Genomic DNA, 17,259 nt, shown 5'->3' with positions numbered 1-17,259 from the left:
GTCAGCCCTCCTGGGTCTCTGCAGGGGTGGTGGCCAGCGCGGTGTCGCCACCGGCCGGAGCCTCGGTCACCGCAGGAGCGTCGGCGGCCGGAGCGTCGTTGCGGGCGCCACGGGAGCCACGGCTCGGACGCTCGCCACCACGGGTCGGACGACCGCTGCGACCGGGAACGCCGGCGCGGGCAGCCTTCTGGGCGTCACGCTCGGCCTTGGTGCCGGCGACCTCACCCTTGTAGATCCAGACCTTCACACCGATGCGACCGAAGGTCGTACGAGCCTCGTAGAAGCCGTAGTCGATGTCGGCACGCAGGGTGTGGAGCGGAACGCGACCCTCGCGGTAGAACTCGGTACGGGACATCTCAGCACCGTTGAGTCGACCGGAGCACTGAATCCGGATGCCCTTGGCACCGGAGCGCATCGTGGTCTGCATCGCCTTGCGCATGGCACGACGGAACTGCACACGACCGGAGAGCTGCTCAGCGACGCCCTGGGCGACAAGCTGAGCGTCGACCTCGGGGTTCTTGACCTCGAGGATGTTCAGCTGGACCTGCTTGCCCGTGAGCTTCTCGAGCTCGGTGCGGATCCGGTCGGCCTCGGCGCCACGGCGACCGATGACGATGCCGGGACGCGCGGTGTGGATGTCCACACGGACGCGGTCACGGGTGCGCTCGATCTCGACGCGGGCGATACCGGCACGCTCCATGCCCTTGGAGAGGAGCTTGCGGATCGCAACGTCCTCGCCCACGTAGGACTTGTAGAGCTTGTCGGCGTACCAACGCGACGTGTGGTCGGTCGAGATGCCCAGGCGGAAGCCGTTGGGGTTGATCTTCTGACCCATGAGTTACTTCACCTTCTTCGCGGCGACGACGTCAGCCGGCTGGACGGCCAGCGTGATGTGACTGGTCCGCTTGTTGATGCGGGTGGCACGGCCCTGGGCACGGGGGCGCCAGCGCTTCATCGTCGGACCCTCGTCGACCTGCGCGACCGAGACGACCAGGTCGCCACGGTTGAGGCCCTCGGTGGTCTCGGCGTTGGCAACGGCGCTCTCGAGCACCTTGTAGACGGTCTCGGAGGCCGCCTGCGGCGCGAACGCCAGCAGGGAGAGGGCCTCGTCGACGGGCAGGCCGCGGACCAGGTCGACGACACGGCGGGCCTTCAGCGGCGTGATCCGCTGGTAGCGGGCGCTCGCGAAGGCACCGACCTCCTCGCCGAGGACGGAGGCGCGGCGGGCGGAGACGTTACGACGGTCAGTGGTGCTCATCGACGCTTCCCCTTCCGGTCTTCCTTGACGTGACCCTTGTAGGTGCGGGTCGGTGCGAACTCGCCGAGCTTGTGCCCGACCATGGAGTCGGTGATGAACACCGGCACGTGCTTGCGACCGTCGTGCACCGCGATCGTGTGTCCGATGAAGGACGGCAGGATCATGGAGCGGCGCGACCAGGTCTTGATGACGTTCTGGGTGCCCTTGTCGTTCTCGGCGTCCACCTTCTTCTCGAGGTGGCCGTCGACGAAGGGACCCTTCTTCAGGCTGCGAGGCATTGGACTACTCCCCTATCAACGCTTGTTCTTGCCGGACTTGCGGCGTCGGATGATGAGGGCGTCACTGGCCTTGCGCTTGCGCGTGCGGCCCTCGGGCTTGCCCCACGGGGAGACGGGGTGACGACCACCGGACGTCTTACCCTCACCACCACCGTGCGGGTGGTCGACCGGGTTCATGACGACACCACGGACGGTCGGGCGAACGCCCTTCCACCGCATGCGGCCGGCCTTGCCCCAGTTGATGTTCGACTGCTCGGCGTTGCCGACCTCACCGATCGTCGCGCGGCAGCGGACGTCGACGAAGCGCATCTCGCCCGAAGGCATACGCAGCGTCGCGCGGCTGCCCTCACGGGCGACCAGCTGGGCCGAGATGCCGGCCGAGCGGGCGATCTTGGCGCCACCGCCGGGACGGAGCTCGATCGCGTGGATCGTGGTACCGACCGGGATGTTGCGCAGCGGGAGGTTGTTGCCGACCTTGATGTCCGCCGTCGGGCCCGACTCGATGACCGTGCCCTGGGACAGGTCCTTCGGCGCCACGATGTAGCGCTTCTCGCCGTCCGCGTAGTGCAGCAGGGCGATGCGCGCGGTGCGGTTGGGGTCGTACTCGATGTGAGCGACCTTGGCCGGCACGCCGTCCTTGTCGTAGCGCTTGAAGTCGATGATCCGGTAGGCGCGCTTGTGACCGCCACCCTTGTGACGGGTGGTGATCCGGCCCTGGTTGTTGCGGCCGCCGGTCTTGGAGAGCGGGCGGACCAGCGACTTCTCGGGCGTGGTGCGGGTGATCTCGACGAAGTCGGCCACCGAGGAGCCACGACGGCCCGGGGTGGTCGGCTTGTACTTACGAATAGCCATCAGGCCTGACCTCCGAAGATGTCGATCCGGTGACCCTCGGCGAGGGAGACGATCGCGCGCTTAGTGTCCTTGCGCTTGCCGAGGCCGAACTTGGTGCGACGCACCTTGCCGACCCGGTTGATCGTGTTCACCGAGGTGACCTTGACGTCGAAGATCTTCTCGACCGCGATCTTGATCTCGGTCTTGTTGGCGTCAGGGTGCACCAGGAAGGTGTACTTGTTCTGGTCGAGCAGGCCGTAGCTCTTCTCAGAGACGACCGGCGCGAGCAGGATGTCGCGGTGGTCCTTGTGCAGGGTGCTCACTTGGAGTCCTCCTTGGCGGTCTTCGAGGAGACGAAGGCGTCGAAAGCGCTCTTGGTGAAGACCACGTCGTCGGCGGCCAGCACGTCGTACGCGTTGAGCTGGTCGACGTTGATGAGGTGGACCTCCGGCGCGTTGCGCAGGGACAGCCACGTGGTGTCGTCCTCACGGTCGAGCACGACGAGGTACTTCGCGCGCTCGGTGAGCTGACGCAGGCCCGCGAGGGCGGCCTTCGTCGACGGCTTCTCGCCGAGGCCGAAGCCCTCGACGACGTGGATGCGGCCGTTCTGCGCGCGGTCCGAGAGGGAACCGAGGAGCGCAGCAGCGATCATCTTCTTGGGGGTGCGCTGGCTGTAGTCACGCGGCTGCGGGCCGTGGACGATGCCACCACCGGCGAACTGCGGCGCGCGGGTCGAGCCCTGACGGGCGCGACCGGTGCCCTTCTGCTTGTAGGGCTTGCGGCCACCACCGCGCACGTCGGCGCGGGTCTTGGTGGCGTGCGTGCCCTGACGAGCGGCAGCCTGCTGGGCGACGACGACCTGGTGGATCAGCGGGACGTTGACGGCAACGTCGAAGATCTCGGCCGGAAGCTCGACCTTCACAGTGGTCAGTGCCATGGTCACTTCTCCGTCTTCTTCGCGGCGGAGCGGAGGACCAGGAGGCTGTTCTTGGGGCCGGGAACGGCGCCCTTGACCAGGATCAGGCCCTTCTCCGCGTCGACGGCGTGCACGGTGAGGTTCTGGGTGGTGACCGTGTCAGTACCCATGTGACCCGCCATGCGGACGCCCTTGAACACGCGACCGGGGGTGGCGCACGCGCCGATGGAACCCGGCTTGCGGTGGTTGCGGTGAGCACCGTGGGACGCCGAGACACCGGCGAAGCCGTGGCGCTTCATCGTGCCGGCGAAGCCCTTACCCTTCGACGTACCGGTGACGTCGATGACGTCACCCGCGACGAAGGTGTCGACCGCGAGCTCCTGGCCCACGGTGTAGGACGCGGCGTCGGCCGTGCGGATCTCGACCAGGTGGCGACGCGGCGTGGTGCCCGCCTTGGTGAACTGACCGGCCTCCGGCTTCGTGACCTTGCGGCTCGCGATCTCGCCGAAACCGACCTGGATGGCGTTGTAGCCGTCCACCTCGGGCTGGCGGATCTGCGTGACGACGTTGGTCGCGGCGGCGACGACGGTCACGGGGATGACCTTGTTGTTCTCATCCCAGACCTGGGTCATGCCGAGCTTGGTGCCCAGAAGACCCTTCACATTACGCTCGAAAGTCATCTCAATCGTCTCCCTCAGAGCTTGATCTCGATGTCGACGCCGGCAGGCAGGTCGAGACGCATGAGCGAGTCGACGGTCTTCGGCGTGGGGTCGATGATGTCGATGAGGCGCTTGTGGGTGCGCATCTCGAAGTGCTCGCGAGAGTCCTTGTACTTGTGGGGCGAGCGAATGACGCAGTAGACGTTCTTCTCCGTCGGAAGCGGCACCGGGCCAGCCACCTTGGCACCCGTACGGGTGACGGTGTCCACGATCTTGCGCGCCGAGGTGTCGATCACCTCGTGGTCATAGGCCTTGAGCCTGATGCGGATCTTCTGTCCCGCCATCTGTCTCTCTCGTCCTTCTCTTCAACAGTCCGACCCCCGCGGTCGGGCGTGTCGCGCTGTTTCCACGCGATCGCGCCCCTCGTAAGGGCCACACTGCTCGGGGTTTTTGGGTTAACACCTGCCAGGGGACTGCCAGGTGGGAATCGGGTCTCCGTATCGGTGCGGACACAGCCTGACCACCGACACACGACTGGACCAGAGATCCAGGAGACGCGATTCAGTAATCAAGATGTAGCCGCACCCCGGCAACCCAGCCGGAGCAACTCGAGAATCTTGCCACTCGCCGCGGAGCTATACCAAATCCGGACGGCGGTGGCGCTCGGCCGGGATCATCAGGCACACGACCGCTGCCGCCAGGCACAGGATGCCTGCGGTGAGCCACGCCGTGAGATAGGTGCCCGTCGACTCCCGGGTCCAGCCGGCGAAGCTGGCTGCCACGCCTGCTCCCACCATATGCGACGCGAAGACCCAGCCGAAGACGACGCCGGACCGCTCCAGCCCGAAATGGCTCCGGCACAGGGCGACGGTGGGTGGCACGGTCGCCACCCAGTCGAGCCCGTAGAAGAGGACGAAGAGGAAGAGGCTCGGGTGGATCGAGTCTCCGAGCAGTTGGTCGACCCACAGCAGGCTGAGCCCCCGGAGCAGGTAGTACATGAAGAGGAGGAGGCGCGGGTCGATCCGATCGGTGAGCCAGCCCGAGGCGATCGTGCCGACGATGTCGAAGATCCCGATCAGTGCCAGCAGGCTCGCCGAGGTCGTCTCCGCCATGCCGTGGTCATGCGCGGCCGGGATGAAGTGGGTGCCGATCAGGCCGTTGGTCGACCAGCCGCAGACCCAGAAGCTCACGAAGAGCGCCCAGAAGGTCCACGTGCCGGAGACCTCACGCAGCGTGGTCAGGGCCAGGGTCGCGGCACCCGGGGTCCGTGGGGCCGGGACGGGCACGGCGTCGGCCGGGCTGCCGTACGGCGTCTCGCCGATGTCCCCCGGGGAGTCCCGCATCACGAGCCAGACCACGGGCGACAGCACGAGGGCGAAGACGGCGACGATGCCTGCGGCCCACCGCCAGCCCGGCCCGTCGACGAGGTGGGCGATCAGCGGCAGGAAGACCAGCTGTCCGGTGGAGCTCGCCGCCGAGAAGACGCCGGTGACGAGGCCGCGGTGGCTGACGAACCACCGGTTGGCGACGATCGCGCCGAAGACGAGGGCCAGCGCGCCCGTCCCGATGCCGACGGCGAAGCCCCACAGTGCCCACAGCTGCCAGGCGCTCGTCATCACGAGGGTGAGCCCCGACCCGGCCGCGGTGAGCACCAGGGCCAGCGGGACGACGCGGCGGATTCCGAACCTCCCCATCAGTGCCGCGGCGAACGGCGCGGTCAGGCCGTAGACGATGAGGTTGAGCGAGACTGCGCCCGAGGTCACGCCCCGGGACCAGCCGAAGTCGCGCTCGAGCGGCTCGAGCAGGGCTCCCGTCGAGGATCGGAAGCCTGCGGCGGCGACGAGCGCCAGCATCGTCACCGTGGCCACCACCCACGCGCGGTGGAGTCGCCGTCGGCGTACGACGGGGGCGGCGGTGAGGGTCACCGAGCGATTCTCCACGATTGGGGCGACGTCCGGCGACCGGGTTAGCGTCCTCGGATGCCACGGCAGAATCTGACGAAATCCTTCGCCCTCCGGCTGGCCGCGCTCGGGTCGGTCCTTGCAATCCTCCTTCCCCTCTCCCCCGCTCCGGCCCAGGCCTACGCATGCGGTCGGTCGAGCGGCTGCACCTCCTTCGAGCTGGTGTCGGCCGGCGCCTCCTACAACTGGTACCCGCTCGTGTGGCGCTACGAGTTCAAGGGCGGCCGCAAGGCCCCCAAGCAGTGGGACCTCAGCGGCGCCGGCCGCGAGTACCAGCAGAACGGCATGCTCACGATCGTGGGCAACAAGGGCGTCCACGCGAAGCCCGTCGCCTCGACCTGGTCCAACGTCGCCTACACCCAGGGCCGCTGGGAGTCGCGCATGCGCACGCGCACGTACGGCGCCGGCCAGCACTTCCGCGTCCAGTTGGCGCTCACCCCCGCGACCAAGGCCGCCCGGCACTGCGGCGCCCAGGACGTGACCTTCCTCGACTACACGCCGGCCCGGAAGAACACCTACCACGTGGAGGCGCACACGCTTCCCGCTGCGACCTTCACCTACTCCAAGAAGCTCGGCCGCCAGATCGGCGACGACGAGTGGCACGTCTTCGGCGTCGAGGTGACGAAGAAGCACATCGCGTGGTTCGTCGACGCGCACCTCGTCTCCCTCGAGGACCGTCCGGCGGCGCTGTCCGGCACCGCCTTCACGATGCAGGCGCGCCTCGTCCCCGTCGACGGCGCCTCCATGGAGAAGACCCGCCTCCAGCTCGACTGGGCCCGCTACTGGTCGATGAAGAAGAAGGGCCGCGCACTCGGCTCGGCGCCGTCACCCACGCAACACGTGAATAAGACCGCCTGCTGAGGCTACGTTTCCACCCATGACCCCCACGATGCGACGCACCTCCGTCTTCGCGCTGGCCGTGGCGCTCTGCTTCTCCCTCGTCACCGCCGGCCCTGCGTCGGCGAAGAAGGGGTCCTGCGGGCGTGCGAGCGGGTGCACGAAGTTCGAGCTCATCCACGCCGGCTCCACCTACGGCTGGTACCCCGCGGCCAAACGGATGGAGTTCGAGTCGGCCAAGGGGGTCCACCCTCCGGCGGCATGGAGCCTCAACGGTCACGCCACCACGTGGGCATCCGGGAAGGCGGGGAGCGGGACGCTCAAGACGATGGCCGGGCCTGACGCCGGGAACCTCTTCACGACGTGGCGCTTCGGCAAGGTCAACGGCCGGTGGGAGGTGCGCTTCCGCAGCCTGTCGAAGCGGGACCCGGGTTCCTCGACCATCCAGATGCAGAACCCCTCGACCGGCGCGTGGGAGAACGTGCCGGCCGTCGACTACAACGTCCGCCTCGAGCTCGTGCCCTATGGCTCGCCGGCCGTTCGGTGTACGCCGACGTCGATCCTGATGTCGGGCTACAACCCGGCCGTCCGGCGCACGGCCACCATCGGAGTCACGGCTCCGGGGGCGACGTACGCCGGCACCGTGACGCCGTGGTCGCAGGTCGCCGACCTGAACAGCTCCCGGCACTGGAGCGGCCCGGTCAACTCCAAGCAGTCGGCCTGGCACGTGTGGGCCGTGGAGCTGAAGCCGACCGTGATCACGTGGTTCCTCGACGGCAAGGTCGTACGCCGGGCCCCGCGGCCCGCGTCGATCAGGAACACCGCCTTCATGTTCCGCGAGACGCTGCTCGCCTCGACCGACGCGTCGAAGCACACCGCGCTCGTCCAGACGCAGTTGGACTGGGCCCGTTACTGGACGCTCAAGCGGACCACCAAGAAGAAGAAGAAGCGTCGCGCGCTGAACACGGCGCCTCTTCTCGCGCGCAGCGGCGCGAGCTCCCTCGGCCCCTGCTGATCAGCGGGTCCGGGTGTAGGCGAAGTCCGCGATCTCGCGGCCCTCGGCAAGACCCCGGCGCTCGAACTTCGTGAGCGGTCGCTCGTCCCAACGGGCGACCGCTCCGCCCGTCAGCGTGGGCTCCGTCGCCATCGCCTCGGCGATGTGCTCGGCGTAGTCGGCCCAGTCCGTGGCCAGACGCCACGTGCCACCGTCGACGAGCCGCGAGGCCGCCGTGCCGATGAACGGTTGGTTGATCAGGCGGCGCTTGTGGTGGCGCTTCTTGTGCCACGGGTCGGGGAAGAGCGTCCACAGCTCCGTGATGCTCCCCGGCCGGAAGAGCTCGGTGATCGACCAGGCGGCGTCGACCGTGCAGAGCCGCACGTTCGTGAGGGGCTCACCGGCGGAGCCGGCCTCCTCGACCCGCGCCAGGGTGTCCGCCACACCCGGCAGCCAGACTTCGAAGGCCAGCACGTTCACGTCCGGGTGGGCGGCGGCGTAGGACGCCGTCGTCTCCCCCACACCGGAGCCGATCTCGACGTAGAGCGGTGCTTCGCGGCCGAACCACGCGGCGTTGATGTCGAGCGGCACCTCGATGTCCTCGACGGCGTCCGCGCCCTTCACCCATTCGCCCGCACGACGCTCCCACGCCTCGGCCTGGCGCTTGGTGAAGCGGCTGCCGCGGCGGGCGTAGGAGAGCACCTCCCGGAGCGGGCGGCCGTCTTCGGAGAGGCGCACGTTCGGACGCGCGTCCGGGGAGGCGTTACGGGAGCGGGCGAGCCTGCCGTGGCGGTCGTGCGAGTCGTCGTTCATCGGAGCCGTTCTGTCGTTGCATGACGAAGGCCCCCGGGAATCCCGGGGGCCTTCGCTGAAGCTAGCGGCTCACGCCGCAGTGATCACTTGGTGATCTTGGTGACTCGACCGGCACCAACGGTGCGGCCGCCCTCACGGATGGCGAAGCGGAGACCCTCGTCCATGGCGATGGGCTGGATGAGCTCCACCGACATCTCGGTGTTGTCACCCGGCATGACCATCTCGGTGCCCTCGGGCAGGGTCACAACGCCGGTCACGTCAGTCGTACGGAAGTAGAACTGCGGACGGTAGTTGTTGAAGAACGGCGTGTGACGGCCGCCCTCCTCCTTCGAGAGGATGTAGACCGAAGCCTCGAAGTTGGTGTGCGGGGTGGTCGTGCCCGGCTTGATGACAACCATGCCGCGCTCGACGTCCTCGCGCTTCGTACCACGAAGAAGGAGACCGACGTTCTCGCCGGCCTGGCCCTCGTCGAGGAGCTTGCGGAACATCTCGACGCCGGTGACGGTCGACTTCTGCGAGGTCTCGCGGATGCCGACGATCTCGACCTCCTCGCCGACCTTGACGATGCCGCGCTCGATACGACCGGTGATGACGGTGCCACGACCGGTGATCGTGAAGACGTCCTCGACGGGCATGAGGAACGGCTTCTCGGTGTCACGCTCGGGGGTCGGGATGTAGTCGTCCACGGCCTTCATGAGCTCGAGGACGGACTCGCCCCACTTGGCGTCGCCCTGCAGCGCCGGGAAGGCGGCCACGCGAACGACCGGGATGTCGTCGCCCGGGAACTCGTACTCGTTGAGGAGCTCGCGCACCTCCATCTCGACGAGCTCGATGAGCTCCTCGTCGTCGACCATGTCGCACTTGTTGAGCGCCACGACCAGGGCCGGCACGCCGACCTGGCGGGCGAGCAGCACGTGCTCACGCGTCTGCGGCATCGGACCGTCGGTGGCGGCGACCACGAGGATCGCGCCGTCCATCTGGGCCGCACCGGTGATCATGTTCTTGATGTAGTCCGCGTGACCCGGGCAGTCGACGTGGGCGTAGTGACGACCCTCGGTCTGGTACTCGACGTGCGCGATCGAGATGGTGATACCGCGCTGGCGCTCCTCGGGAGCCTTGTCGATCTCGTCGAACGGCGTGAACGGGTTGATGTCCGGGTAAGCGTCGTGCAGCACCTTGGTGATCGCCGCGGTAAGAGTCGTCTTACCGTGGTCGATGTGACCGATCGTGCCGATGTTGACGTGCGGCTTGGTCCGCTCGAACTTCGCCTTAGCCACTGTGGGCTCCTCCTGTGTGGGTTACTTGCTTGACTCGTACTAAAGGGTGTTGCCGCAGGCTCCCTGAGGACAAATCCTCAGGGGGACGATCACTCGCCGCGAGCCTTCTTGATGATCTCGTCGGCGACGTTCGTGGGAACCTCGGCGTACGAGTCGAACTCCATCGAGTACGAAGCCTGACCGGAGGTCTTGGACCTCAGGTCGCCAACGTACCCGAACATCTCGGACAGCGGCACAAGGGCGGACACGACGAGGTCGCCGTGGCTCTCCTCCTGCGCGCGGATCTGGCCGCGGCGGGAGTTGATGTCGCCGATCACGGTGCCGAGGAAGTCCTCGGGGGTCGTGACCTCAACGGCGAACATCGGCTCCAGCAGGACCGGCTTGGCCATGCGGGCGGCCTCCTTGAAGGCCTGGTTGCCGGCGATCTTGAAGGCGAGCTCGGAGGAGTCGACGTCGTGGTAGGCGCCGTCCTCGAGGGTGACCTTCACGTCGACCATGGGGTAGCCGGCCAGGATGCCGAACTGCATGGCCTCCTGGGCGCCCTGGTCGACCGACGGAATGTACTCACGCGGGACGCGACCACCGGTGACCTGGTTGACGAACTCGTAGCCCGCACCCAGGCCCGTCTCCGGGTTGATGTTCGGCTCGATGTTGATGATCACCTTGGCGAACTGACCCGTACCACCGGTCTGCTTCTTGTGCGTGTAGCTGTGGCCGGTGACCGTGCCGCGGATGGTCTCGCGGTAGGCGACCTGCGGCTTGCCGACGGTCGCCTCGACCTTGAACTCGCGCTTCATGCGGTCGACGAGGATCTCCAGGTGGAGCTCGCCCATACCCGCGATGATGGTCTGGCCGGTCTCCTCGTCGGTCTTGACGACGAAGGTCGGGTCCTCCTCGGCGAGACGCTGGATGGCGACGCCGAGCTTCTCCTGGTCGGACTTCGTCTTCGGCTCGATGGCGACCTCGATCACCGGGGCCGGGAAGGTCATCGACTCGAGGACGACCTGCTGCTTGTCGTCGGAGAGCGTGTGACCGGTACGGGTGTCCTTGAGGCCCATGACGGCGACGATCTGGCCGGCGCCGACGGAGGCGATCTCCTCACGCTTGTTGGCGTGCATCTGGTAGACCTTGCCGATCCGCTCCTTGCGGCCGTTGCTCGAGTTGAGCACGGTGGCGCCGGCGGAGAGCGTGCCGGAGTAGACGCGGACGAACGTGAGCTTGCCGAGGTGCGGGTCGGAGGCGATCTTGAACGCCAGCGCGGCGAGCGGCTCGTCGGCCGACGGCCGGCGGACGATCTCGTTCTCCGGGGTCTCCTCGGCGTTCGGCTTGTGGCCGACGATGCCCTCGACGTCGAGGGGCGACGGGAGGTAGTCGATGATCGCGTCGAGCAGGGGCTGGACGCCCTTGTTCTTGAACGCGGTGCCGGTGAGGATCGGGTTGAGCTTGTCGGCGAGCGTCGCGCGACGGATGGCCGCCTTGAGGGTCGGCACGTCGAACGTGTCACCGTCCTCGAGGTAGGTCTCCATGATCTCGTCGTCGGCCTCGGCCAGCGTCTCGATCAGCTTCTCGCGGTACTCGGCGGCCTTGTCGGCCAGGTCCGCGGGGATCTCCTCGACGACGTAGTCCTCGCCCTGGGCGGTCTCGCCGCGCCACACCTTGGCGTTCATCTCGACCAGGTCGACGACGCCGATGAAGTCACCCTCGGCACCGATCGGGATCTGGAGGATGAGCGGGGTGGAGTTGAGCTTGTTCACGATCGAGTCGACGACGCGGTAGAAGTCGGCACCGGTGCGGTCGAGCTTGTTGACGAAGCACATCCGCGGGACGGCGTACTTGTTGGCCTGGCGCCACACCGTCTGCGACTGCGGCTCGACGCCGGCCACACCGTCGAACACGGCGACGGCACCGTCGAGGACGCGGAGCGAACGCTCCACCTCGACGGTGAAGTCCACGTGACCGGGGGTGTCGATGATGTTGATCTGGTGCTTCTTCCACCAGCAGGTCGTCGCGGCGGACGTGATCGTGATGCCGCGCTCCTGCTCCTGCTCCATCCAGTCCATGGTGGCGGCACCCTCGTGCACCTCACCGATCTTGTAGGAGATACCGGTGTAGAAGAGGATGCGCTCGGTCGTCGTCGTCTTACCGGCGTCGATGTGAGCCATGATGCCGATGTTGCGGACGACGTTGAGGTCGGTGGTGATGTCGACAGCCACTGTCAGGGGTTCCTTAGGAGTAGGAGTGAGTTGGTGACCTCCTGCCACCGACCAGCGGGTCGCGCCGGTCGGCGGCAGGAGGAATGATCACCAGCGGTAGTGCGCGAAGGCCTTGTTGGACTCGGCCATCTTGTGGGTGTCCTCGCGCTTCTTCACAGCGGCACCGAGGCCGTTGCTCGCGTCGAGGATCTCGTTCATGAGGCGCTCGGCCATCGTCTTCTCACGACGGTCGGCGGCGTAGCCGACGAGCCAGCGCAGCGCGAGCGTGGTGCCACGCGTGCCCTTGACCTCGATCGGGACCTGGTAGGTCGCGCCACCGACACGGCGGGACTTGACCTCGATGGCCGGCTTGACGTTGTCCATGGCGCGCTTGAGCGTCAGCACCGGGTCGGTGCCGGTCTTCTCGCGGCAACCCTCGAGGGCGGAGTACACGATGCGCTGGGCAACCTGCTTCTTGCCGTCCTTCAGGACCTTGGAGACGAGCTGGGTGACGAGCTGCGACCCGTAGACGGGGTCGACGTCGATCGGACGCTTAGGAGCGGGACCCTTGCGAGGCATGTCACTTCTCCTTCTTCGCGCCGTAGCGCGAACGGGCCTGCTTGCGGTTCTTGACACCCTGGGTGTCGAGCGTGCCGCGGATGATCTTGTAACGAACGCCGGGCAGGTCCTTCACACGACCGCCGCGAACGAGCACGATGGAGTGCTCCTGAAGGTTGTGGCCGACGCCCGGGATGTAAGCGGTGACCTCGACGCCGGACGAAAGGCGCACACGGGCGACCTTCCGGAGGGCGGAGTTCGGCTTCTTGGGCGTGGTGGTGTAGACGCGGGTGCAGACGCCACGGCGCTGCGGAGACCCCTTCAGGGCAGGCGTCTTGGTCTTGGACGCCTTGTCCTGGCGGCCCTTGCGGACCAGCTGGTTAATGGTGGGCACCTTGGTGGTTCCCTTTCTTGTTCTACTATCTCTCCGCTGCGCAGTGCCCCGGAGGTGAAAAGTGTCTGCCCTGTTCCAGACACGATCACCAAGGCTACCGGCGCGCCGGTGAGGGGGTCAAAACGCCAACCAGGCCGCGGAGCGAGCCCGCTCGCAGGCGTGCGAACACGGCGATGCCGAGGATCGCACCCACGATCGTCATGCCGCCGCCGAGCCAGAGCGTCCAGCGGGCGCCGTACTCCGCACCGATCCATCCGATGATGGGCGCACCGAGCGGGGTCCCGCCCTGCACGACCGTCATGTAGAGGGCCATCACGCGCCCACGCATGGCCGGGTCGGCCTCGAGCTGCATGGTCGAGTTGGCGCTGTTGAGCAGGGTCAGCGAGCAGAACCCGATCACCGGGCAGAAGAGGGCGAAGAGGGCGTACGCCGGCAGCGATCCGGCCACGATCTCGGCCGCTCCGAACGCCGCGGCCGCGAGGGCCAGCAGGCGGAGCCGGATCTTCACCCGTCGCGCCGCCATCAGCGCGCCCGTGAGCGACCCGACTGCGAGCGCGGAGCCGAGGACGCCGAACTCGCCGGCACCCTTGTGGAAGACCGAGGTGGCCATGAGGGCGCTGGTGATCTGGAAGTTGAGGCCGAACGTGCCGGCGAAGAAGACGATCGCGAGGACGAAGAGCATCTTCGGCTGGCTGCGGACGTAGCGGACGCCCTCGAGGAGCGCGCCCGGCCCGAGCACGCGGCGCATAGGCGTCTGCAGGAGGCGAGCGTCCATCCGGCGTAGCTGGATGATGACGGCGAGGTAGGAGACGGCGTTGAGCGCGAAGACCCAGCCGGTGGCCTCCTGGCCGCTCCCCCAGGCCGCGATGAGTAGGCCGGAGAGCGCCGGGCCGACGAGGCGGGCGACGTTGAAGCTCGCCGAGTTGAGGCCCACGGCATTGGTGAGGTCCTCGCGACCGACCATCTCCGAGACGAACGACTGCCGGCCGGGAGCGTCGAAGGCGGCACCGATGCCCAGGCCGAAGGCACAGAGGTAGACCAGCCAGATCGAGGAGTGCCCGGTGATCGCCGCGACGGCCGCGATCGCGGAGAAGATGCCCATCGTGGCCTGCGTGACCTGCAGAAGGTCGCGCTTGGCGAACCGGTCGGCGATCACGCCGGCGTACGGCGTCAGGAGGAGGACGGGGAGGAACTGCAGGCCGGTCGTAATGCCGACCGCGTCACCGCCGCCGTGCAGTGGCTTGAGGACCAGCCAGTCCTGTGCGACCCGCATCATCCAGGTGCCGGTGTTGGAGACGACGCTACCGGCGAGGTACAGCCGGTAGTTGGGGTTGCGGAGGGCTCTGAACGTGGGACTCACTGTATAGGGAACCTATACGCCCCGAGGCGCTATTCCCGAATCGAGCGGTCGCGGACCCAGCGGGCGGCCTCCCAGCCGAGGAGGCCCACGCCGACGCCGGCGAGGCAGGCCCAGATCCACCACGCGCGGCCGGCGTCCGAGAGGCGGCCCGCGAAGGGGAGGAGGGCGACGAAGGCGACGGCCCAGACGATCGTGCCGACCAGGAACATCCGGGCGGCGTCGAAGGGGTGCTGCTCCATCGCCCCGCGCCTCAGAAGGTCTCGAGCAACTCGGGCGTGAGGTCGTCGACGACGGGCTCGGGGACCGGGACCGGCTCGTGCTTGCGGGCGAGGCGGACCTCCGAGTGCGCGCCGCAGCCGTGGCTGAACGCGACGACACGGCCGTCGTCATTGGCGTCACGGTTGGCGCAGACGCCGAACGTCTGGGCCAGCGAGCCCGACAGGCGGAGCAGGAAGCCGCAGGTGCTGCACGGGTGCGGGGCCGACTGGGCGATCGGCGCCTCCGGACCGGCGGGGCCGTGCCACCAGCGCTCAGCCGCCTGGTCGAGTCCCTCCGGGCTCAGCGTGCGGACCCGGCCGAGGCCGAGATCCGTCGCGACCTGACGGATCTGGGCCTTCGCGTCACTGTCGAGCGGGTCGTCACCGAAGGAGTAGGTCGGCACCAGCCGCGGGTCCTCGTCGGAGACGGGCAGCAGGTCGCCGGGAGAGAGGTCACCGGGCTGGAGCCGCTCCCGGTAGGGCACCCAGGCGGGGGCCGTGATGGCCTCCACGCCGGGCAGCAGGACGACCTCATCAACGGTGGGAGCGCCCTCGGGCAGGACGGCCAGCGTGACGGCCCAGTGCCAGCCGACGTACCCGGGCTTCTCGGCCTTGAAGTAGTGGGTCACCACGGTGGCGTCGCCGGGACCGGCGGCCTCGGTGCCGACGCCGAGCCAGTCCCCTACGCCGGTCTCGTCGACGAGTGCCGAGCGGGCGGCGTCGACGTGGGCCTGGGGCGCGTCGGGGCTGAGCATGGAGGTCACCGCGACATCATCCCTGATCCGGCGACGCGCTGTCAGGTCGGGGGCGGAGCGACACGCGGCGGCTGCAAGGATGGGTGCCGTGACGGAGGACGCCGGCAAGCCGGACAGCGGCGCGGCGAAGGCGGCCCAGGCCGCCGGCACCGCCGCTCGCGGCACGGCCCGCGGCGTTGCCGCCACGGCGCGTGGCGTCGGGCGGTTCTCACGGTTCACGTTCCGCCAGGCCCGCCGGGCCGCGTCGGCGCAGGGCGCTGAGGCGTCGGGCCTCTCGCGGCTCATCGAGATGCATGCGTTCAACACGGCCGGTGACGCCGCCGTCGCGATCTCGCTGGCAGGCTCACTCTTCTTCCAGGTGCCCGGCTCGGGCGGTTCGTCGTCGCGTGAGTCGGTGGCGCTCTTCCTCGGGCTGACGATGCTGCCGTTCGCGATCGTCGCGCCGCTGCTCGGTCCGTTCCTCGACCGCGTCGCGCACGGCCGCCGCTGGGCGATCGGCGCGGTGATGGCGGTGCGCGCCTTCCTCTGTTGGGTGCTGGCCGGCGCGTTGGCCAAGGAGTCCCCGGCCATGTTCCCCGCCGCCCTCGGCGTGCTCGTCGCCTCCAAGGCGTACGGCGTCACCAAGGCCGCCGCGGTCCCCCGACTGCTCCCTGAGGGAGTCACGCTCGTCAAGGCCAACGGCCGGGTAGCGATGGCCGGCATCGTGGGCGTCTGCGCCTCGGCGCCGATCGCCGGGCTGGCCTCGATGGTCGGCCCGCAGTGGGTGCTGCGGTGGGCGTTCCTGCTCTTCGTCGTCGCGACCGTGTTGGCGATCCGGCTGCCAGCCTCGGTGGACTCCAACGTGGGTGAGGGCACGTTGGCCTTCCGCCGCGAGGGGAAGCCCGCGACCGGGACGCTCCGGATGCCGATGCCCGCCACCGTCGCCTATGCCCTGCGGGCGAACTGCGCACCGAAGTTCCTCTACGGCTTCCTGCTGATGTTCTTCGCGTTCCTGCTTCAGGCGCACCCGCTACACGACTGGTCCCCCACACTGCTGATCGCGATCGTGGCGGGGGCGGCCGGCACCGGCAACTTCCTCGGTGTCGCCGCGGCCTCGGTCGTCCGCAACATCCGGCCGGCCATGACCGTCTCGGCCGTGATGGTGCTGGACACCGCCGTCGCGCTGCTGGCGGCCCTCTTCTACTCGGTGCCGCTCGTCGCCCTGCTCGGACTCGTCACCGGGCTCGGCGCCTCGCTCGCGAAGTTCTCGCTCGACTCCTCGATCCAGGCGCACATCCCACCGTCGGTGCAGACCTCGGCCTTCGCCCGCTCGGACACCACCCTCCAGCTCGCCTGGGTGATCGGCGGCTTCGTCGGCATCGCCCTGCCGCTCAACGCACGGCTGGGCCTCTTCGTGACCGCCGCCGTGCTCGGCGCGTGGACCTTCTACGTGTTGATGAGCAGGCCGGGTCGGCGTACGGCCTGAATCAGAGCTCGAACTCGTCGGCAAGGTTGCGCAGCGCCGGCGCGATCTTCTTGCCGAGATCCTTCGTCGGGGGACGGCCGTGGGCGTAGCCCTCGCGGATGTCGTCGAGGAGCTTGATCACGTTCTCGACGATGATCTCCATCTCCTCGGGCTTGCGGCGCTTGGCGTTGGCGAGGTTGCGCGAGACCGACGGCGCGGAGTCGAGCACCTTCACGTGACCGGCCTGGGCGCCCTTGCGGCCCTGGTAGACCTCGAACTCGACGCGGGTGCCGCCCTTGAGCAGCTTGTCGGCGCCGGGCTGGAGGGCGTCCGCGTGGACGTACACCTCGGTGCCGTCCTCCTGCGCGATGAAGCCGAAGCCCTTCTCGGCGCTGAACCACTTCACCTTGCCAGTGGGCACGGGGCTACCTCTTCTTGCTTGCGTCGCTGGGGATGTACGTCGAGTTGCCTGCGT

21 protein-coding genes are annotated in these 17,259 nt (G+C 68.2%); 3 read left to right on the top strand and 18 right to left on the bottom strand.

Going from position 1 to position 17,259, the window contains the following annotated elements; translation table 11 throughout:
- Position 1 precedes the first annotated feature (1 nt).
- The 9 genes from rpsC to LH076_RS02770 form a co-directional block, all read right to left on the bottom strand.
- Positions 2–835 carry a 30S ribosomal protein S3 gene (gene rpsC / locus LH076_RS02810; protein ID WP_227782485.1) on the bottom strand — a complete coding sequence of 278 codons (834 nt, stop codon included), beginning with the start codon at positions 833–835 and terminating at the stop codon, positions 2–4.
- Between the two features lie 3 nt (positions 836–838).
- Entirely contained in the window at positions 839–1,258 is a 420-nt protein-coding gene (gene rplV, locus LH076_RS02805; RefSeq protein ID WP_227782484.1) for a 50S ribosomal protein L22, read from the bottom strand.
- The gene (gene rpsS, locus LH076_RS02800) at positions 1,255–1,536 is read right to left on the bottom strand and encodes a 30S ribosomal protein S19 (protein WP_227782483.1); all 282 of its coding nucleotides are present in this window, start codon (positions 1,534–1,536) and stop codon (positions 1,255–1,257) included. The genes rplV and rpsS overlap by 4 nt, the downstream gene beginning before the upstream one ends.
- A gap of 15 nt (positions 1,537–1,551) precedes the next feature.
- The gene (rplB, locus tag LH076_RS02795; RefSeq protein WP_227782482.1) at positions 1,552–2,388 is read right to left on the bottom strand and encodes a 50S ribosomal protein L2; all 837 of its coding nucleotides are present in this window, start codon (positions 2,386–2,388) and stop codon (positions 1,552–1,554) included.
- Positions 2,388–2,690 carry a 50S ribosomal protein L23 gene (gene rplW / locus LH076_RS02790; RefSeq protein ID WP_227782481.1) on the bottom strand — a complete coding sequence of 101 codons (303 nt, stop codon included), beginning with the start codon at positions 2,688–2,690 and terminating at the stop codon, positions 2,388–2,390. Before rplW ends, rplB begins: the two co-directional genes overlap by 1 nt.
- Positions 2,687–3,304: a 50S ribosomal protein L4 gene (gene rplD, locus LH076_RS02785; RefSeq protein ID WP_227782480.1), complete on the bottom strand. Its 618-nt coding sequence runs from the start codon at positions 3,302–3,304 to the stop codon at positions 2,687–2,689. The genes rplW and rplD overlap by 4 nt, the downstream gene beginning before the upstream one ends.
- Positions 3,305–3,306: 2 nt before the next feature.
- Positions 3,307–3,963: a 50S ribosomal protein L3 gene (gene rplC / locus LH076_RS02780; RefSeq protein ID WP_227782479.1), complete on the bottom strand. Its 657-nt coding sequence runs from the start codon at positions 3,961–3,963 to the stop codon at positions 3,307–3,309.
- A gap of 14 nt (positions 3,964–3,977) precedes the next feature.
- Entirely contained in the window at positions 3,978–4,286 is a 309-nt protein-coding gene (rpsJ, locus tag LH076_RS02775) for a 30S ribosomal protein S10 (protein WP_008360994.1), read from the bottom strand.
- A 291-nt stretch (positions 4,287–4,577) separates the two neighbouring features.
- On the bottom strand, positions 4,578–5,867 hold the full coding sequence (locus LH076_RS02770; protein WP_227782478.1) for an MFS transporter: 1,290 nt from the start codon (positions 5,865–5,867) through the stop codon (positions 4,578–4,580).
- 54 nt (positions 5,868–5,921) lie between these two features.
- Here LH076_RS02770 and LH076_RS02765 point away from each other — a divergent pair, with 54 nt between their 5' ends.
- Positions 5,922–6,764 carry a family 16 glycosylhydrolase gene (locus tag LH076_RS02765; RefSeq protein ID WP_227782477.1) on the top strand — a complete coding sequence of 281 codons (843 nt, stop codon included), beginning with the start codon at positions 5,922–5,924 and terminating at the stop codon, positions 6,762–6,764.
- A 16-nt stretch (positions 6,765–6,780) separates the two neighbouring features.
- Positions 6,781–7,755, top strand: coding sequence for a hypothetical protein (locus tag LH076_RS02760; RefSeq protein WP_227782476.1), 975 nt, complete (start codon positions 6,781–6,783; stop codon positions 7,753–7,755).
- Here the strand turns inward: LH076_RS02760 and trmB are convergent, their stop codons facing one another.
- The 8 genes from trmB to LH076_RS02720 all read right to left on the bottom strand — a co-directional run bounded on the left by trmB (position 7,756) and on the right by LH076_RS02720 (position 15,340).
- Positions 7,756–8,547: a tRNA (guanine(46)-N(7))-methyltransferase TrmB gene (trmB, locus tag LH076_RS02755; RefSeq protein ID WP_227782475.1), complete on the bottom strand. Its 792-nt coding sequence runs from the start codon at positions 8,545–8,547 to the stop codon at positions 7,756–7,758.
- A gap of 83 nt (positions 8,548–8,630) precedes the next feature.
- Positions 8,631–9,824 carry an elongation factor Tu gene (tuf, locus tag LH076_RS02750; RefSeq protein ID WP_227782474.1) on the bottom strand — a complete coding sequence of 398 codons (1,194 nt, stop codon included), beginning with the start codon at positions 9,822–9,824 and terminating at the stop codon, positions 8,631–8,633.
- Between the two features lie 89 nt (positions 9,825–9,913).
- The gene (gene fusA, locus LH076_RS02745) at positions 9,914–11,986 is read right to left on the bottom strand and encodes an elongation factor G (RefSeq protein WP_415753310.1); all 2,073 of its coding nucleotides are present in this window, start codon (positions 11,984–11,986) and stop codon (positions 9,914–9,916) included.
- A gap of 138 nt (positions 11,987–12,124) precedes the next feature.
- The gene (rpsG, locus tag LH076_RS02740; protein ID WP_227782472.1) at positions 12,125–12,595 is read right to left on the bottom strand and encodes a 30S ribosomal protein S7; all 471 of its coding nucleotides are present in this window, start codon (positions 12,593–12,595) and stop codon (positions 12,125–12,127) included.
- A gap of 1 nt (position 12,596) precedes the next feature.
- Positions 12,597–12,968, bottom strand: coding sequence for a 30S ribosomal protein S12 (gene rpsL, locus LH076_RS02735; RefSeq protein ID WP_017932867.1), 372 nt, complete (start codon positions 12,966–12,968; stop codon positions 12,597–12,599).
- Positions 12,969–13,062: 94 nt separating this feature from the next.
- Entirely contained in the window at positions 13,063–14,328 is a 1,266-nt protein-coding gene (locus LH076_RS02730; RefSeq protein ID WP_227782471.1) for an MFS transporter, read from the bottom strand.
- Between the two features lie 29 nt (positions 14,329–14,357).
- A complete protein-coding gene (locus LH076_RS02725; RefSeq protein ID WP_227782470.1) occupies positions 14,358–14,567 on the bottom strand; it encodes a DUF2530 domain-containing protein in 210 nt (69 codons plus the stop codon).
- 11 nt (positions 14,568–14,578) lie between these two features.
- Positions 14,579–15,340, bottom strand: coding sequence for a DUF3027 domain-containing protein (locus LH076_RS02720; protein WP_227783566.1), 762 nt, complete (start codon positions 15,338–15,340; stop codon positions 14,579–14,581).
- Between the two features lie 88 nt (positions 15,341–15,428).
- On the opposite strand from LH076_RS02720, the gene LH076_RS02715 reads away from it, so the two are divergent.
- Complete coding sequence (locus LH076_RS02715) at positions 15,429–16,805, top strand: MFS transporter (RefSeq protein WP_227782469.1); 1,377 nt, start codon at positions 15,429–15,431, stop codon at positions 16,803–16,805.
- A 1-nt stretch (position 16,806) separates the two neighbouring features.
- On the opposite strand, the gene LH076_RS02710 is transcribed toward LH076_RS02715, so the two are convergent.
- Complete coding sequence (locus LH076_RS02710) at positions 16,807–17,205, bottom strand: cold-shock protein (RefSeq protein ID WP_227782468.1); 399 nt, start codon at positions 17,203–17,205, stop codon at positions 16,807–16,809.
- Between the last annotated feature and the right edge of the window lie 54 nt (positions 17,206–17,259).

The organism is Nocardioides sp. Kera G14 (genome assembly GCF_020715565.1).
Lineage (GTDB): Bacteria > Actinomycetota > Actinomycetes > Propionibacteriales > Nocardioidaceae > Nocardioides.
This window is presented reverse-complemented; position numbering and strand designations above follow the sequence as displayed.

Excerpts from the sequence above, each read along its gene's own strand:
- trmB (WP_227782475.1), bottom strand. The coding sequence starts at position 8,547 with ATGAACGACGACTCGCACGACCGCCACGGCAGGCTCGCCCGCTCCCGT.
- rplB (WP_227782482.1), bottom strand. The coding sequence starts at position 2,388 with ATGGCTATTCGTAAGTACAAGCCGACCACCCCGGGCCGTCGTGGCTCC.
- rpsS (WP_227782483.1), bottom strand. The coding sequence starts at position 1,536 with ATGCCTCGCAGCCTGAAGAAGGGTCCCTTCGTCGACGGCCACCTCGAG.
- LH076_RS02760 (WP_227782476.1), top strand. The coding sequence starts at position 6,781 with ATGACCCCCACGATGCGACGCACCTCCGTCTTCGCGCTGGCCGTGGCG.
- rplV (WP_227782484.1), bottom strand. The coding sequence starts at position 1,258 with ATGAGCACCACTGACCGTCGTAACGTCTCCGCCCGCCGCGCCTCCGTC.
- rpsJ (WP_008360994.1), bottom strand. The coding sequence starts at position 4,286 with ATGGCGGGACAGAAGATCCGCATCAGGCTCAAGGCCTATGACCACGAG.
- fusA (WP_415753310.1), bottom strand. The coding sequence starts at position 11,986 with ATGGCTCACATCGACGCCGGTAAGACGACGACGACCGAGCGCATCCTC.
- rpsC (WP_227782485.1), bottom strand. The coding sequence starts at position 835 with ATGGGTCAGAAGATCAACCCCAACGGCTTCCGCCTGGGCATCTCGACC.
- LH076_RS02765 (WP_227782477.1), top strand. The coding sequence starts at position 5,922 with ATGCCACGGCAGAATCTGACGAAATCCTTCGCCCTCCGGCTGGCCGCG.
- rplC (WP_227782479.1), bottom strand. The coding sequence starts at position 3,963 with ATGACTTTCGAGCGTAATGTGAAGGGTCTTCTGGGCACCAAGCTCGGC.
- rpsG (WP_227782472.1), bottom strand. The coding sequence starts at position 12,595 with ATGCCTCGCAAGGGTCCCGCTCCTAAGCGTCCGATCGACGTCGACCCC.
- rplD (WP_227782480.1), bottom strand. The coding sequence starts at position 3,304 with ATGGCACTGACCACTGTGAAGGTCGAGCTTCCGGCCGAGATCTTCGAC.
- LH076_RS02725 (WP_227782470.1), bottom strand. The coding sequence starts at position 14,567 with ATGGAGCAGCACCCCTTCGACGCCGCCCGGATGTTCCTGGTCGGCACG.
- LH076_RS02720 (WP_227783566.1), bottom strand. The coding sequence starts at position 15,340 with ATGCTCAGCCCCGACGCGCCCCAGGCCCACGTCGACGCCGCCCGCTCG.